We start from the raw sequence: 14,926 nt of genomic DNA on the forward strand, positions 1-14,926 counted from the left end.
TAATCGTCCAAAATGGTCCAAAGCAATTCGAGGAAAACCCATCTCAATTGGCAACGAATTGGCAACCAGACAATCTTAATTGGCAACCAATTGGCAACGAGGAGGCTAACTATGGCCAAGATTACAGATCGCCAGATGACAGCCAAACCTGGTATGGGTGACAAGTGGCTGAGCGAAGTAGCCATCTGGGGACACGGCAGCTTGGTGGCCCGTATCACCCCAAGCGGAGAACGCCTCTTCTATTACCGCTACACAAACAGCAGCAGTGAGCGCATCACCTTCCCCATCGGAACATACAGTCGCGATGGCAGCGAAGGCACTATGACACTCGCTGAGGCAGGTCAGCGAGCCAAGGAGCTCGCAGGCCTTCATAAGTCAGGTGTCAGAGATGTAAAAGAACATCTCGAAGCTGAGGAAGCCGCTCGCGTGGCGGTACGCGACGCTGAGTTTTCACGGATTGCCGCAGAAAAGGCTGCATTGGAGGCGGCCCAGGCCCGACAAGCCGCCAGAAAAACTGTCCAGTATCTATTCGACCACTGGGCCAAGGTCGACTTGATCAACCGCAAGGACGGCGGGGCCGAGGTTCGCCGCATGTTTGAGAAAGATGTTCTGCCGTTCCTAGGCAAAATAGCTGTCGAAGATGTGAAAAAAGGTCATATCACAGAGGTAACTGACGCCCTGCTTGCCCGTGGCGTCAACCGGATGGCGAAGATGATTTTCAGCCTGATGCGCCAGATGTTCAGATTCGCTGTAGACAGAGATCTGATTGATCACGATCCTACTGCGAGCATTCGCAAAGCTAAAATTGGCGGCAAGGATGTCGAGCGAGATCGTGTATTGAGCGAGGAAGAAATCCGCGCATTATCAAGACTTGCTCCGCAAGCTGGCCTACTCCCCTCCTCAGAGGCTGCAATTTGGATCGCTTTGTCGACTTGCTGTCGCATCGGCGAACTGCTGAATGCCCGATGGGAGAACGTCGACCTAATCAAAGGCAACTGGCACATACCTGCAGAGCAAAGTAAAAACGGTAAGGCCCACAATGTAACCCTCTCCCCATTCGCAACCCAGCAGTTCAAGGTCGTCATGGCATCCAGCTCTGCCAGCGAATGGTGCTACCCCAACACTCAAAATAATGGCCCTGTTTGCTCGAAGACAGTAACCAAGCAGCTCGGGGATAGGCAACGCTTGCCAAACCAAGGGATCTTGAGTAACAGAAGTGCCAATGCTCAGGCGCTACTTCTCCCAGGAGGAAAGTGGACTCCACACGACCTTAGACGGACTGGTGCCACGATCATGACCGCCCTTGGTGTCCTCCCGGAAGTCGCTGAGCGCTGCCTCAACCACACTGAGGAAAACAAGGTTAAGCGCACCTACCAGCGACATAGCTACGCAAAAGAAATGGCGGAAGCTTGGCGGACACTCGGCATTCGACTAGAACAACTAGCGAACAAAACTTAAATATCGAAAAATAATCTCATGAAAAAAATCGCACAAGAAAAAACCAATGAAAACCAACTTACCAACTTACTTAACACCAGCCTAAAGAACATCAAAAATAAAACAACCATATATTTAAATACCATAGACCCCAGCACAAGCACCGAGGAAGCCATCGACTATATAAGAAAGAACAGAAGCACACGAGACGCCAACGAAATCATCAACAGTTTCAACATCGAGAGACTTACAACCTCAAATCTAAAGAAAAGAACAGATTCCACGATAAATCTATTACTACACTATTTAATAATCGTAGAAGAAGCACTGATAGCAAAAAACCACCTAACCGCTTGGGACTCGCTGCTCATAGCAATCGAACACCTAGGCTATCTTGAAGGCCTAAACGACCCCATAATAACTAAGAGAGCCTCTCGCTCCGAAGATGGGGGACGCGCAAAAGCAACAAAGCAAAGCGACCTAACAAAAGCCATACAACAACATATCGAAAACCACCCACAGAACAAAAATAAAAAAAATGATCAGATAGCCAGGGAAATAACAGACTCCATGTACGAAAACGAAGCAGAGCGCAGGCTTTTTGGCAAAAAAAGCAAAGACGACATAATCAGCCTCATACTCAACATACTAATTGAGCACCGTAAAAAGCAGAGCATATAACAATGGCACGCCTATACTCTCGATAACAGAGTTGCCGCTGGAGCATTCCACTCTTAATATCCAGCCGCCCTCTCAACGGCAGATACGAACTATAACCTTACCTAAACGCCGTTCGTCTAGCCGAATCTTATTTGCTTCGCTGAGCATATTCAAAATCGGCTCCAACACTTCCTTCTTCCTCATCCTAAACGGCCCATACTGAAGAACCTCGTTCTTTTTTGTATCACGCCCATCTTTAGCCCTTCGAGCTAACAACCACTCATACAGCTCGATTGAGTCGACTTCAAGTTGGCTAGGCGGCACAAAAACCCCCTTGAATTGATCAGAAAACCAAAAGCCCAATTCGATAGCAAACTCGAAGACGTCAAGAGATATTTCACCTTCCATGCCCTCAAAATAATGTATCACCGCTGCAATTCTTGCCATATTGTCAGCCAGCTTTGAAGCAAAATCCGGCATCCGCTCATAGCGCCCACCCTTTAACATTCCCAATTCTATTTCATTGAAAACCTCCATCCAGCGCACGGCAGCGGCAGGACTGAACTTAACCTTCTCTCGCCCCGCCTGACACTCTTGGAATGCTGAGTTCCGTTTTAACAACTCTTCAACTCTTTCACTAAAATCATTGGCTCGCTGCCACGAGCTGGTAAAAGTCGTCATCAACCTAGTCCCCCTTATTGACTTAGGCTGACAAACTAAAAATCTTGCCCAGAGACCAACACCACGAGCCTGCTCACCTTTTCGCGACATATAGCTGAGAAAAGCTTGCTCTTGAATCATCATAGATACAGTAAGCCTCGCATCTGTTAACTGATAGCTTTCAGAGGACGTCCGATCAATCGTAATCTGGCCACCACTCCATAGCGTATTCAACTTTGAAAAATCGTTAAACGCCCGACCATTCAACATTCCAGAGGCCTCGTCCGAAACAAGACCCACACTAGACCCATCCTGGTACATCCCTAAGAACAAAGCTTGCGATGTAGAATCCTCATATATCATCCTAAATCTTCTAGGCCTCTCTGGCTTTTTACTTTCATGCTCAAATAGCTCCGCCTCTATTTCTACACAACACAGGCTAAGCCTCTGATTCTTACGCAACACCTTAAGCAGCTCTTTCTTTTGCACCTCCCACATTGCCACTTTCAAATTCCAAACACCAATCGCCTCAAGGTATTCATCATACTTCTGTTGCTCATACTCTCTGATCGCCCTCGTAAATACCGCCTCAGATGTGCTTTTTCGATCGCCCGAATCAGATATTGTCAATAGCATTAAGGAGACAGGGGATTTCTGCCCATTCGGTTTCACAACATCAATTAACGCTTGGCAAGTTAAAGAAGCAGCAGCCAACGCCCCCATCATAACCATCGCCCTAGGAGCCTTAATATTAGACTCAACTTCATCTACCGCCGCAGCAATTAGCGGAGCAGGAACAAAAACTGGGATATCACGGTCAACTTTATAAGTATTAAACTTATTACGCACGACTAGCCACCTACAAACACCATTTTTAAAAAACTTAACAGCCTTACCTCATCCGCCGCTACCCGCCCCTCCAAGAGTGACTCTTGAATTAATCCAACACACTATCTCAAGCTCTATCCATCCCACCGAATTTCTACCTAGCCTTATAGGCCGAGGAAAGCTCTCATCGTATCTTGGCGACCCTCTATCCATACGATCGTATATAGTTGATCGCGCTAACCCAGTCATACCTACAACATCTTTCAAACGAATCACGCGGGGTAACTTTGTGGCCATCACATCAGGCTCCATCACTGCCTCCAATTTTTTATAAGCGCCTAGCAGAACCCCCTGATCTAGTTTTACTAGCTCAACGCTCTACTCGACTGAAAGAAAGGTGTCGGCTTGGCTTCTTCCGACGCCACAACTCTACGAATTGGGGGGCTGGAGCTCACCACGTCTGCTTAATTTATTTTTTTACGGCAGGCAGAGAGTCGCTGCTGAAATTGTGGTGCCGTGAGCTGCAAGGCTGCTATTTCCGCTACGAATAGCGGAAATAGCAGCCTTGCAGCTTCACTCTGAAAAATTTCAGTCACACATCACCGCAATGACATCCCCATCATGGAGTCTTCAACCATGTCATTGCATTGCCCGGGCTGCGGCTCGTCTCAGGTCTCCACGCATCTCACTGCCATGCGGATTGCCGCTTTCATCGGCATGCTGGGGGGTGCGCTGCGTGGTGCAGGCACCATCCTGCTTACTGGCCCTGCTATTGCCAGTAGCGATCTCGCCAAGCCTCCCAACGTCAACCTCAATGCCCTGTCATCGGCCATTCTCAACGGACTGGTTGGCGCTGCTGGTGGTTGTGCGATGGGCGCTCAGCTTGGCGAAAAACTCGACCGCCATGTGCTGGCCCACAACCTCTGCCTGAGCTGCGGTCACCGCTTCAATCAACCGGTCTGATCCGGCAGTTCTCCTATCTCATTCATCTCTAAATGCTGGTGCTGCGCCATGCGCAGCGCTTTATGCCGGCTATTGCTTAAAGGAAATTCATCATGGCTCATCAAATCGAAAAAATGGCCTACGTCGGCGCAACTCCCTGGCATGGCCTGGGCAACAACCTGCCTCGCAAGCAACCTATCGAGGTCTGGCAACGTGAAGCTGGTATGGACTGGCAAATCCAGGAGTCGCCGGTGCATTTCAAATCGGATGCAGTCGGTCACTTGGGCGCGATTCATTCCTTCCCGGAGCAGAAGGTGCTCTTCCGCTCCGATACCAAGGCCCCACTGTCGGTTGTCTCCAACCGCTACCACACCGTGCAACCACGTGAGGTGCTGGAGTTCTATCGCGATCTGACCGAGGTCTCCGGCTATGAACTGGAGACTGCAGGCGTGCTCAAGGGTGGTCGCAAGTTCTGGGCGCTGGCGCGTACCGGACAAGGCACGTCGATCAAGGGCAATGATCAGGTCAACGGCTACTTGCTGCTGGCGACTTCCTGTGACGGCACCCTGGCTACCACGGCGACACCGACGACCGTGCGTGTGGTCTGTAACAACACCCTGACGGTCGCCCTGGACGGCACTAGCCGGGCGATCAAGGTGCCGCACAACACCCGCTTCGATCCGAAGGTGGTGAAGAAGCAGCTCGGTATCGCCGTCTCGCAATGGGACGACTTCATGTACCGCATGCGCGCGCTAGCTGAGCGCAAGGTGCAGTGGCATGAGGCCTTGGGCTACTTCATGAACGTGCTTTGCGAGGTCAGCCCCATCGGCCAACTGCCCGAACAGTTACCCAACGAGCGCGCCCTGCGCCGTGTGCAGGAGCTGTACGAAGGACGCGGGCGTGGTTCGGATCTGGAGTCGGCTCGTGGTACCGCGTGGGGCTTGCTCAACGCCGTGACCGAGTACGTCGACCACGAACGTCGCGCGCGCAGCACCGAGTACCGCCTCGACTCGGCCTGGTTTGGCCAGGGCGCGCAGGTCAAGCAACGCGCTCTAGATGCGGCCGTGCAAATGGTCGCCTGATCCTCCCCTTTATCCATTTCAGCCACCCATGACGCCAGATCAGCTCAGCGCTGATCGGGCGTTTTTGTGTCCGCAAGGTGAACACCATGAAAGCAACGTCATTGAATGGCAGCGCCAGCAAGAAGCGCCCTGCCCTGCGCCTGGTCAGCACCAAGGAGCTGCCGCGCGAGGACTGGCTGCAGATCCGCAAGCAAGGCATCGGCAGTTCGGATGCAGCGGCGGCGGTCGGTCTCAATCCCTACAAATCCCAGTTGGAGCTGTGGCTGGAGAAAACCGGCCGCGACAGCAACCTGCCGAAGACCGATCCACACGATGAAGAAAGCCCGGCGTACTGGGGAAACGTGCTGGAGCCCATCGTCGCTTGGCATTACAGCAAACGTACGAAGCACAAGGTACGTCGCATCAACGCCGTGCTGCAGCATCCCAATCCGGAGTTGCCCTGGATGCTGGCCAACATTGATCGCGAAGTGATCGGCACGGACGAGGTGCAGATCCTCGAATGCAAGACAGCCGGCATAAACGGGGCACGCCTCTGGAAAGAAGGCGTCCCCGAATATGTACAGTTGCAGGTGATGCACCAGCTCGCCGTCACCGGTAAGCAAGCGGCGGATGTAGCGGTGTTGCTTGGTGGCCAGACGCTGGAGATCCATCGTATCGAGAGAGACGAGCAGATGATCGCTCGCCTGATCGAGCTGGAGCGCCGTTTCTGGCAGTACGTCGAAACGGATACGCCACCGCCTGCCGATGGCAGTGCCTCCGCCGAGCTGGCGCTGCGTTGCCTGTATCCGCAGGACAACGGTCAGGTCGTCGATTTCAGCGGTAATGCCGGCCTGGCGGCAGCCTTCCTGGAGCTGAAGGCTGTGCGCCAATCGATCTCCGAGAAGGAAACGCGCGAAGCCGAGCTCAAGCAGATGCTTCAGCAGGCCATGGGTGAAGCCACCCGTGCCGAGTTCTCCAGCGGCTACGTGAGCTGGCGTAAAGCCAAGGACAGCACCGTGCTCGATGTCGAGCGCCTGCTCCAGGAAAAGCCCTACCTGCAGGCCCGCTATCCGAAACTCAAGGAAGGCAGCCGGCGCTTTCTGATCGGCTGATCACCCTCTTCCACTCAAGCCCTCCCCTTGGCCAGTCCATGCAGTTCGCGCTGCTGGCTGGCCTTTTTTGTTTTCAAGGAGCGCCATCATGCTCAAAGGTCTGGCTATCACTCCGCCCGTGCTCGGGCGCATTTCCATCGGTAAGGTCGTCGAGAAGAACGGCAAACGTCTGCCGGAGAAAGACGACCAATTCACCATCACCTCTCAGGTGCAAGGCAAGGACGGTTGGCTACTGCACCCGCTCAATGACGATCTACGTCAGGGCAAAGACGACAAGCTGCGCAGCATCCCAGTGCGCTTGTTGTTCAACGAACCGGAATTGAATTTCCGCGCTGATTACACCCTGTTTGATCGGCAGAACGGTCGGCCGGTGTGTGTCGGTAACGGTGAAACCTGCAAGCGCATCGGCAAGGACGGCGTTCAATCGCTGCCCTGCCCGTCGCCCGATGCCTGCCCCCTGGCCAAGGGCAACGCCTGCAAGCCTTACGGACGGATGAATGTGGTGATTGGAGATGAGGATGCCCTAGGCAGCTTCGTATTCCGTACCACGGGCTTCAACAGCATCCGCACGCTGATTGCCCGGTTGCAGTACTTCCGGGCCATCTCGGGTGATCGCCTGGCGTGCCTGCCGCTGGAGCTGCGTCTACGTGGCAAATCCACTCGGCAGAGCCATGGCACGCCGATTTTCTACGTCGATCTGACGTTGCGCAGCGGCATGACCGTGGAGCAAGCGTTACTTACTGCGCGTGAGTTGGATGAGGCGCGTCAGGCGGCGGGTTTTGATCAAGGCGCGCTGGATGCCACGGCGCGTGTCGGTCTGGGTAACGGCATCTTCGAGGACGACGGCGAGGACAGCAGCGCCATTGCTGAAGAGTTCTTTCCAGATGGCCAGCCTGCCGCGTCGAAGCCCAGCGACACCGTTCACACCCAGTCTCTGGCAGAAAAGCTGGAGGCCCAATGCCATCAACTCGAACCATCTGCCTAACCACAGGCGGGCCGAACCGGCTCGCCATCCGGAGGCACACCATGAAATTTCACAAGCTTAAGGCCACTGAAGTCGCCGGCAGTTACCTGGTGAATTTGCCAGTCATCGAAACCGACATCCTGCGCATGGCCCGGCAGCTGGACCCTTCGGGGCAAACAAGGCCATCTTTGATTAGGCTGGGATCTTGTATACGAGGCCTTCTAACGCTATTCACCGCAATCATAGTGATCGTGATTAGCATCGCTGTAGCAGCGGCAATATTGGTGGCAACGATTCCTTTGCTGCCCATCGTAGCTCTGTCCATCGCAGCGCTCTGCGCGCTACTGCAATAGACCGTTCCTATTGTCGTTACAGCCCTGCCGCAATCAGCAAATCAGAAGGTTTGCAGCCCAGCGCGGTCGCGATGCGGGCAATGTTGAGAAAGGTGACGTTGCGCTCCCCTCTCTCGATTTTCCCCATGTGAGAGCGATCAATTCCCGAGGCGTCGGCTAGCGCCTCCTGAGACAGCTTTTGCTCCTTTCGACGCACACGCACAGCCTTCCCGAGGCTTGCTAAGGACTGGTCGTGGTCATGTGAAACAGAGATGCGTGGCATGCCATGCATCCTTCCGATATGCTTCAAATACGACCACGGTATTTACGACCCATTTATCAATCACCGCGGTAGCACAGGGAGTACCCCCAGAGATGACAAAGCTCACCTATGAGGATCTGGCCACGAGCAAACTGGCTCAACTAATCGGCCGAAAGGAATCCTTTGAGGTCGTTGGTCTAGGCGGCAAATTGCTCGAGGCCGTGAAGCAGGTAGAGAACAAGATCGAGGTGACCGGAATGACCTGCCGTGTTTACACGGCGGGCCGTATCGGCCTGGCGGCAGGTAGCTTTGCGGGCGGGATAACAGGAGCGCTGGGTGTGCTGACCGCCACCGGCATAGCGCTGCACAACCTCATGACCCTCAGCCCCGATTACGAGATAGAAAAGTATCCGACGTTCAACAGGCTCGTCGTCAGATACAAAAAGAAGAAGTAGCCCTTCACAAGCAACACCCCACCCAAAACATTGAGGATACGCATACGCGTGTGTGTCCTCGGATTGCAAAAATTCAGAGGATGAATAAATGAAATGCGCATATCTCGCGGCTGCGATCACGCTAGCTGTTAGCGTCCAAGCAGCAGGCCAACAAGATCAGAACCAATATGTAAGCGGCACCAACGTATACGTTTGCCCAGACAAGACCAACAAAGATCGTAACTATGACTGCCGCGTTCAAGGCACCAAAACCCCGCGCTTCAAGCAGCTCCCTTTCGTTGATAGAGAAACAGGAAAGCGCACCTTGGAAACCGTGCATGCCTACATCCCCCTGCGTTGCGGCGAGTATGGATGCGCCGTTGTGAATAACTGGCAGGGTTTCGAGCAAGGCGAGCTATTGGGCCGCGGCGCGCCGGGAATTTACCTCATCGACTCAGGCTGGTACCTAGACTACGACGCTGAAGGGAAGACGACTGCTTACCGGATGGATGTAGGCCCCCAGCGCGGTCAGGCAGCTTATGCAGCCAATGATCGTCCGGCTAACTATGGCAAGGAATCATGCTTCGACGACGAGATAGCCTCGATACAAGAAGAAGATCCAAATTTCCCCATCAGCTTTGACATGATGAATGAGATTCGTGAGAACTGCGGCTTGCCCAAAGAGGAATGAGTTGTCTCCTCCTGCAACGTGCATAAAGCCTCACGCCAAGCTCTGGCGTGAGGCTTTATTTTTTTGGTTCCCGCGAGGCCACCCTCTCTGAGTTGTCGGCGGTCGAGAGATAATAGCTCCTTTGTAAAGAGTTCCTTAGGCTTGCTCTCAGCTTCTCGTCCCTTTGCAAGCGGGATATTTCGAACAGCCCCAGAACTGATTTCCGGCATTTTTTCCTTTACGAGCAGTCCGGCGCACCATGGAAGCACCGCAGCTAGGACAACGATTCGAAGCTGCTGGTCGGACTGTTCCAATCGTGGCCGAATGACTTGGGGCTGGAGTCAAAGAACGATTGGCCTGAGCAGTCGGTTTTTTCGTAATTTGAATACTCACAGCTGCTGGCGCAGGTACAGCGATTCCCAGAGCAATGCAGTCCCGCTTGGCCGCTGCTCGATCGGCAAGGGCCTGCATTAGAACTTGATCTGGCAATGGCGTAGCTGAAGATAGCCTTGGAGCAGCGGCTTGTAACGCAGCCAAGCCAGCCCGGAGTCTATTCTGGAGATCGATCTGTTTAGTCGCAGAAGCGGAGCGTACAGCGTTCTCTGCCTGTACATCAGACGCATCTGGAGAAGCGTTATATCGGAACTTAGCTTCATGGCTTTGACGCCACGCAAGCATTTTCCTAGTCAACGCGTCACCAAAGCCCGGCACTGAAAGAACAGCCCTTGAATTGATGTCTGCAGCTGTTTCGATGCCGAAGGAAGCCAAGGTAGCGGTTTTCGCTGGACCTATTCCTGGAATCTTTGCACGTCTTATCAAAAATCGATCCAAGAACTCAGTTCTTTGGCGAGCCTCTCGTGTTGACTTCAGCTTCATTAGCGACTGGGCAAGATCGTCATCAACTTGCTGATACCGCCCCACGAGCCCTTCCAACTCGGTACGCAGAACAACCATCTCTTTCAGCCCGATGCGCTGAAGGTACGCCTGCGATGCCAAGCCTACTCGGTCGTCTGCATCTTTATAGGCTTGCAGAAACGGAGCTGTATGCACTGGGGCTTTGGAAAAAATCCCTACCAAGCCGTAGATACCAAGCCCTACCCATATAAGCGCTAATTTGGGGGCGAAAATAGCACCCACAACTGCAGCAATTATAGCCAAACCACCGAACGCCACTTTGTCAGAACCCTTGCTCTGCGCTTGAGTAACGGCCGTACTGGATGGGCCAAGATCTCCGCTCCAGGTCGGAAGTACCTCATCAGGCCGAGGCAGTCTTACAGCTTGGATCGCCGCCCATACTCGCTCCAAGTCGAAAGAGGCCACTGCCGGGATACTGCCCGCGATAAGTCCAATCGGAAACATCTCAACGCCAGACTGACTGGCAAGCCTGCACCAGAGGCAACTCCCAGCCGCACCTGGGAAATAATGACTTCGCACATTCGTGCACTGACGCAAATTAGTCTCGAGGCCTTGGAGCAAGCCCACCCAAGATCCGGGGTCTGGGCGGGCACTTGCGGTTAAACCGAACGCAGCTTCAAATGCTGAAGCGATAGAAGGAGTGAAATCACTCAGCAAAACTGAACCAGGTGGCGGAGTGGTGAGTGTTTCGTTTTGACGCTTGACGGAAAATGCAAATCGATTCTGTGCGATCGACTGGCCCAAGCTAAGGTCAGCTCCTCTGAAGCGGCCTGCGTAGGGGTGCTTACCCATAACCAAAAGCTGAAATATAGCGACAGCAAGACCAAAATTGTCGTGTGCTTGGGTTCGCTTAACATTACTAAGGCTGGCGCCATGAAGCTCAGGCGGGGTGAAGTCCTCTGTACCGACAACGCAGGGATAGAGCTGCCCCTTCAAGCTGAACTGAAAACTGTCGGCATCAATTAGTGCAACCGTAGCGTCCTGCGCAACCAGAACTCCAGAGTGATTAAGGTCACCGATAACGCATCCGGCTTGATGAACAGTTGCGACCGCGCGTGCGACGTTCTGAGCAACCCGAACAAGGAATCGATAGTCTGCTTTAGGGAAATGTATCTTGCGCGACTTCGGACTGTACAGTTCATGCAATGGTCGGTATCCCCCAACCAACCGCATGGAAAAACCGGCAAACACTCCCGAAGAATCAATAACCACATCAGAGGGAAATGCAACCAGATTGGTCGAGTCTGCAAGACTGCCCTCGACCATAGCTCGGACCTTACTTTCGCGCGATGGCCGAAGCTCAGGTTTGTATATTTTCACTGCTCGATCAGAATAGCCGGCAAGAGCGTAGACGTCCCCCTCTCCGCCCTTCCCAAGACGCTTATCGAGTTGTTCCTTCTTACCGGAAATCCAAACTGACAGGCTATTCATTTGCACGAAATCAGAATGAGCGTTTTGTCGTCATCTGTACGCTCACAGAGGGCCGGGCTGTCTAAATAACGTGCAAGTGAAACTGACAGTTCAGCAAGACGCCCTTCTCCATCGTTCTGATCGATAGGTTTAATCATCGGATCAAAAAATCTAGCGAAAGGCTGATGCGTTGCATGCTCCAAAGCAACCGACTCAAGCCCATCGGAAAACAACGCAAAGGCGTCATACTCAAGATCCAAGTGGAGCGTATGCAGTCGAATCTCCGGATCATCCGTGACGAAGAACGTCGTCGACGCAAACTCTCCATTTTCCGGCCAGCACAATGCTTCCCATACACCATTTTTACGAGCGACAAGCGCGCTGTCTCCAACCTGCAGAGCTAAGACGCGACTTTTGGAAATCACCAGCATTACGAGGGTCGCGGCAAATTGCCGCCTCGTCACTCCACGCTTTTCAGCAGCCATGGAGAGACGGTCCCGTAGCTTGTCTATCCAGCAGAGAAGGATTTCACTGTCGGGTAGGTCATTGTGACACTCAAACCATGCTCTGAAGTCGTTCATCAAACTACGGCAAAGCAAGGATGCTCCTTGCCCACCATGACTCGCGCTCCCTGCACCGTCTGAAACAACCGCGCAGAGAATATTTGGCTTGATCTGCATGACGCTATAAGCATCCTGCTTCCGGGTACCCATTCGCACATGGGATGTGCCCGTACGAGATGCAACCGCCCAGCGCCAGCGTGGACTAACCTGCAACGGCCCAGCCCTCTGGAGCAGTCGGATTTACGAGGGGAACAGCATCGCCTGGGTTTGACTGAGATACGGCGCTTAGAGAGCTAGAAAGCCAAGCGAAGAGCTCGCGGAAAGCGAGGCCTTTTAGTTTTAAGGGCTGACGAGTTCCGAGCTCGGAAAGGGTGGACATATCCGCGCCGGCAACGCCAACGGAGTAAAACATAAATTCCTTTTTTGCCTCGCCCTCGTGGATACGGCGACGCGCCTCCTGCCAGTTGTCAGTTGGGGCACCATCGGTAATTAGGAAAACCCATGGGCGGTAATATTTGACACCGTTATCACGATATCGAGCTTTACGATCACGCAGGAGATCAAGAGCCCGCTCGACAGCCTCGCCCATCGGAGTTGTACCGCTGGCCTCCAATACCTCAGGGAAAAAACCATCGACCGTAGTGAAATCGGTGCGCACTTCGACGGGGCCAAATGTCACCACAGCTAACTCCACGCGCTTAGCGGCCATAGCGTCCGCATTCAAATCATCTTTGAAAAACTGCAGTGCATCGTTGAGCTGCTGTATGGGATCTCCGTTCATTGATCCCGAAGTATCCAACAATAAAATGCAAGGGCACCGCTGCTCTGGATTCTCTGCGAACTCGGCATCTGCGAATGGTTGCTGCTCGTAATCAATCATATTTTTCTTCCATTCCGTAACGATATCATCCTGCCACCATAATAATAGAGCGGATTAAAGATCTCACCTAATTTCGTATGTTCTACACTCTAGAAATGCAGCACCCGGCTGTGTGATGAGATAGCTGAGCGCACAAAAGGCAGCCACCAAGCCGGCATGCTGTGGGTAGCGCGGGGAAAGTCACCTATGGTTGCTATGGAATCCTGCGCTGATCGGGTGGCCACCCTTCCGTTGCAAACATCCCTTATCAGACCAAATGCGCTATAAAGCACCCGACCATACGCAACTTGGAGGTATGCATGTACGGAAAATTCGAGCTGGGCACAGCATGGCGTCTAAAAACTGATCCAGCGGGTGATGTGTACAAAGTACTGATGCACTCACTAGGCATCGGTGCTGGTAGCAAAGAAAAAAATGAGCCGAAAATCACCTTTGAGCTAGGTGATTCGATGGCCAGTTTTTCCGTAAACTGGGCCATCGAGAACATGGTTCCAGCCTAAGGCATATGACTAAGCTAGCCCTTGCCGCACCCGCAAGGGCAGTTGACAGACCATGATGCTTCACTCGTAAAACAGCCTAGGATCAAAGCGCTTGTCGAACAGCTCGGGAAGGCTGCTCGATTCCCCATCCCACTCGCCCATCCAGTGCAAACCAAGCAGTGAGTCGTAGCGTTTCACTAGCTTCTTCTTACCCAGTTTTCCAGCAAGTGCCAGTGCCTCTGCGAGCACGTTCTTGAAGATATCAGGATCGCGACCAACACCGAGGTTGTAGGCTGCTTGGTAATGCTCCAGCGCCTTCTCATTCTGCCTGCAGAGCACTAAGAATCGAGCGCGAAGCCATTCGACGATGTGATATGTCTGCCCAGCGATAGGCTCCCATGTAAGCTCAAGACGAGTGAGCATATCCTGAACGGCTGCCGCATCACGCGGCACATCAGGGCTGTAGAGCGCTTCGCGCAAAGCACCGTAGGGGCGATCAGGACCAATACAGTACTGCTGCACATTTTCCATAGCGACCTCTCGCTTACGCCAGAAAAATGCTTTTTCAGCGTCAGCAATAGTGAGCTCTGTCAGGCTGAAATGATTGGCGATCGATTTGCGGTACTCAAGTGGCGTTCGGGATAACAACCGCCCAGCAACAACCCACAGCTTTGGCCCCATTTCATGATCGAGGCCCAACGCCTTTAGAAGCTCAAGCGCACGATCTAAATTAGGCACAGTGGGGCCTTTCAGCCATGCATCCAGCGTGTCGCGACAGTTATCGAAGTCGATGCCGTGTTCTTTTGCTCGATGTTCGCAAATTAGGCTGTAATCCTTGCTACCTCGGGTGCATAGCGCTTTGATCACACACCCGAATGGCGCAGAACTATTCAGAACGACAGTAGGCTTAACCAACGGCAGGACTAGGTAGACTGCATTCAAAAGCAAATAACCGCCTACTCCAAAAATTGTTGGCCAGAGGAGCTCACGCATATGCTGACGCTCAAGCAGCCCCGCATCGTGGCGGGTTACAAAGCCGGCATAGAACTCAAGCCATCGGCGAGCGCCCACGAATATCAAGTTCGCTGCGTATGGATCCCCCAAATATTCAGCCAGGCGCGCTTCTATGCTGTAAAGAATGGTTGTTGGAATCTCGATTGGGTCCAGACCCGGTCGTTTACGGTCATCCTTGAATGCTTTCAGATCCTCGTAAAGATTGCTGATATCTGTAGACAGCACTAGGCCGCTACGAACGGCAACTTCATAGACAATCTCGCCGATTGACGGATAGGGCGATACGGGAAATTTCATCTGGGC

At 53.1% G+C, this 14,926-nt stretch carries 17 protein-coding genes; 10 read left to right on the top strand and 7 right to left on the bottom strand.

What is annotated here, in order from left to right:
• Positions 1–111: 111 nt before the first annotated feature.
• Positions 112–1,458, top strand: a complete 1,347-nt coding sequence (locus BVH06_RS10145; protein WP_075933988.1) for a site-specific integrase — start codon at positions 112–114, stop codon at positions 1,456–1,458.
• Positions 1,459–1,476: 18 nt separating this feature from the next.
• Positions 1,477–2,118 (top strand): hypothetical protein, encoded by a 642-nt coding sequence (locus tag BVH06_RS10150; RefSeq protein ID WP_075933989.1) that lies wholly within the window; start codon positions 1,477–1,479, stop codon positions 2,116–2,118.
• Positions 2,119–2,190: 72 nt separating this feature from the next.
• Here BVH06_RS10150 and BVH06_RS10155 read toward each other — a convergent pair whose 3' ends face one another.
• The gene (locus BVH06_RS10155; protein ID WP_139315611.1) at positions 2,191–3,606 is read right to left on the bottom strand and encodes a YfjI family protein; all 1,416 of its coding nucleotides are present in this window, start codon (positions 3,604–3,606) and stop codon (positions 2,191–2,193) included.
• A gap of 48 nt (positions 3,607–3,654) precedes the next feature.
• A complete protein-coding gene (locus tag BVH06_RS10160; RefSeq protein ID WP_371915277.1) occupies positions 3,655–3,897 on the bottom strand; it encodes a helix-turn-helix transcriptional regulator in 243 nt (80 codons plus the stop codon).
• A 324-nt stretch (positions 3,898–4,221) separates the two neighbouring features.
• Here BVH06_RS10160 and BVH06_RS10165 point away from each other — a divergent pair, with 324 nt between their 5' ends.
• From BVH06_RS10165 to BVH06_RS26265, 5 genes are all read left to right on the top strand, one after another.
• Positions 4,222–4,548 (top strand): hypothetical protein, encoded by a 327-nt coding sequence (locus tag BVH06_RS10165; RefSeq protein WP_075933991.1) that lies wholly within the window; start codon positions 4,222–4,224, stop codon positions 4,546–4,548.
• 92 nt (positions 4,549–4,640) lie between these two features.
• Positions 4,641–5,609: a DUF932 domain-containing protein gene (locus BVH06_RS10170; protein WP_075933992.1), complete on the top strand. Its 969-nt coding sequence runs from the start codon at positions 4,641–4,643 to the stop codon at positions 5,607–5,609.
• A gap of 86 nt (positions 5,610–5,695) precedes the next feature.
• Positions 5,696–6,700, top strand: coding sequence for a YqaJ viral recombinase family protein (locus tag BVH06_RS10175; RefSeq protein ID WP_075933993.1), 1,005 nt, complete (start codon positions 5,696–5,698; stop codon positions 6,698–6,700).
• Between the two features lie 88 nt (positions 6,701–6,788).
• The gene (locus BVH06_RS10180; RefSeq protein ID WP_075933994.1) at positions 6,789–7,685 is read left to right on the top strand and encodes a hypothetical protein; all 897 of its coding nucleotides are present in this window, start codon (positions 6,789–6,791) and stop codon (positions 7,683–7,685) included.
• Positions 7,686–7,726: 41 nt separating this feature from the next.
• Complete coding sequence (locus BVH06_RS26265) at positions 7,727–8,017, top strand: hypothetical protein (RefSeq protein WP_371915278.1); 291 nt, start codon at positions 7,727–7,729, stop codon at positions 8,015–8,017.
• A 16-nt stretch (positions 8,018–8,033) separates the two neighbouring features.
• Here the strand turns inward: BVH06_RS26265 and BVH06_RS10190 are convergent, their stop codons facing one another.
• Complete coding sequence (locus tag BVH06_RS10190) at positions 8,034–8,279, bottom strand: helix-turn-helix domain-containing protein (RefSeq protein ID WP_075933995.1); 246 nt, start codon at positions 8,277–8,279, stop codon at positions 8,034–8,036.
• A 92-nt stretch (positions 8,280–8,371) separates the two neighbouring features.
• Here BVH06_RS10190 and BVH06_RS10195 point away from each other — a divergent pair, with 92 nt between their 5' ends.
• Positions 8,372–8,713, top strand: coding sequence for a hypothetical protein (locus BVH06_RS10195; protein WP_075933996.1), 342 nt, complete (start codon positions 8,372–8,374; stop codon positions 8,711–8,713).
• A gap of 88 nt (positions 8,714–8,801) precedes the next feature.
• Positions 8,802–9,383, top strand: a complete 582-nt coding sequence (locus tag BVH06_RS10200) for a hypothetical protein (protein WP_075933997.1) — start codon at positions 8,802–8,804, stop codon at positions 9,381–9,383.
• Positions 9,384–9,530: 147 nt separating this feature from the next.
• Here BVH06_RS10200 and BVH06_RS25845 read toward each other — a convergent pair whose 3' ends face one another.
• Genes BVH06_RS25845 through BVH06_RS10215 form a run of 3 tightly spaced genes read right to left on the bottom strand, consistent with a single transcriptional unit; the run spans position 9,531 to position 13,130 of the window.
• Positions 9,531–11,708, bottom strand: coding sequence for a helix-hairpin-helix domain-containing protein (locus tag BVH06_RS25845; RefSeq protein WP_075933998.1), 2,178 nt, complete (start codon positions 11,706–11,708; stop codon positions 9,531–9,533).
• Positions 11,705–12,463, bottom strand: coding sequence for a PP2C family serine/threonine-protein phosphatase (locus BVH06_RS10210; protein ID WP_075933999.1), 759 nt, complete (start codon positions 12,461–12,463; stop codon positions 11,705–11,707). Before BVH06_RS10210 ends, BVH06_RS25845 begins: the two co-directional genes overlap by 4 nt.
• A complete protein-coding gene (locus BVH06_RS10215; RefSeq protein WP_075934000.1) occupies positions 12,453–13,130 on the bottom strand; it encodes a VWA domain-containing protein in 678 nt (225 codons plus the stop codon). Before BVH06_RS10215 ends, BVH06_RS10210 begins: the two co-directional genes overlap by 11 nt.
• 299 nt (positions 13,131–13,429) lie before the next feature.
• On the opposite strand from BVH06_RS10215, the gene BVH06_RS10220 reads away from it, so the two are divergent.
• Entirely contained in the window at positions 13,430–13,630 is a 201-nt protein-coding gene (locus BVH06_RS10220) for a hypothetical protein (RefSeq protein WP_075934001.1), read from the top strand.
• Positions 13,631–13,690: 60 nt separating this feature from the next.
• Here the strand turns inward: BVH06_RS10220 and BVH06_RS10225 are convergent, their stop codons facing one another.
• Positions 13,691–14,920 carry a hypothetical protein gene (locus BVH06_RS10225; protein ID WP_075934002.1) on the bottom strand — a complete coding sequence of 410 codons (1,230 nt, stop codon included), beginning with the start codon at positions 14,918–14,920 and terminating at the stop codon, positions 13,691–13,693.
• Positions 14,921–14,926: the final 6 nt, after the last annotated feature.

Origin of the sequence: Pseudomonas sp. PA27(2017), assembly GCF_001945445.1 — a bacterium.
In the GTDB taxonomy this organism is placed as follows: domain Bacteria; phylum Pseudomonadota; class Gammaproteobacteria; order Pseudomonadales; family Pseudomonadaceae; genus Aquipseudomonas.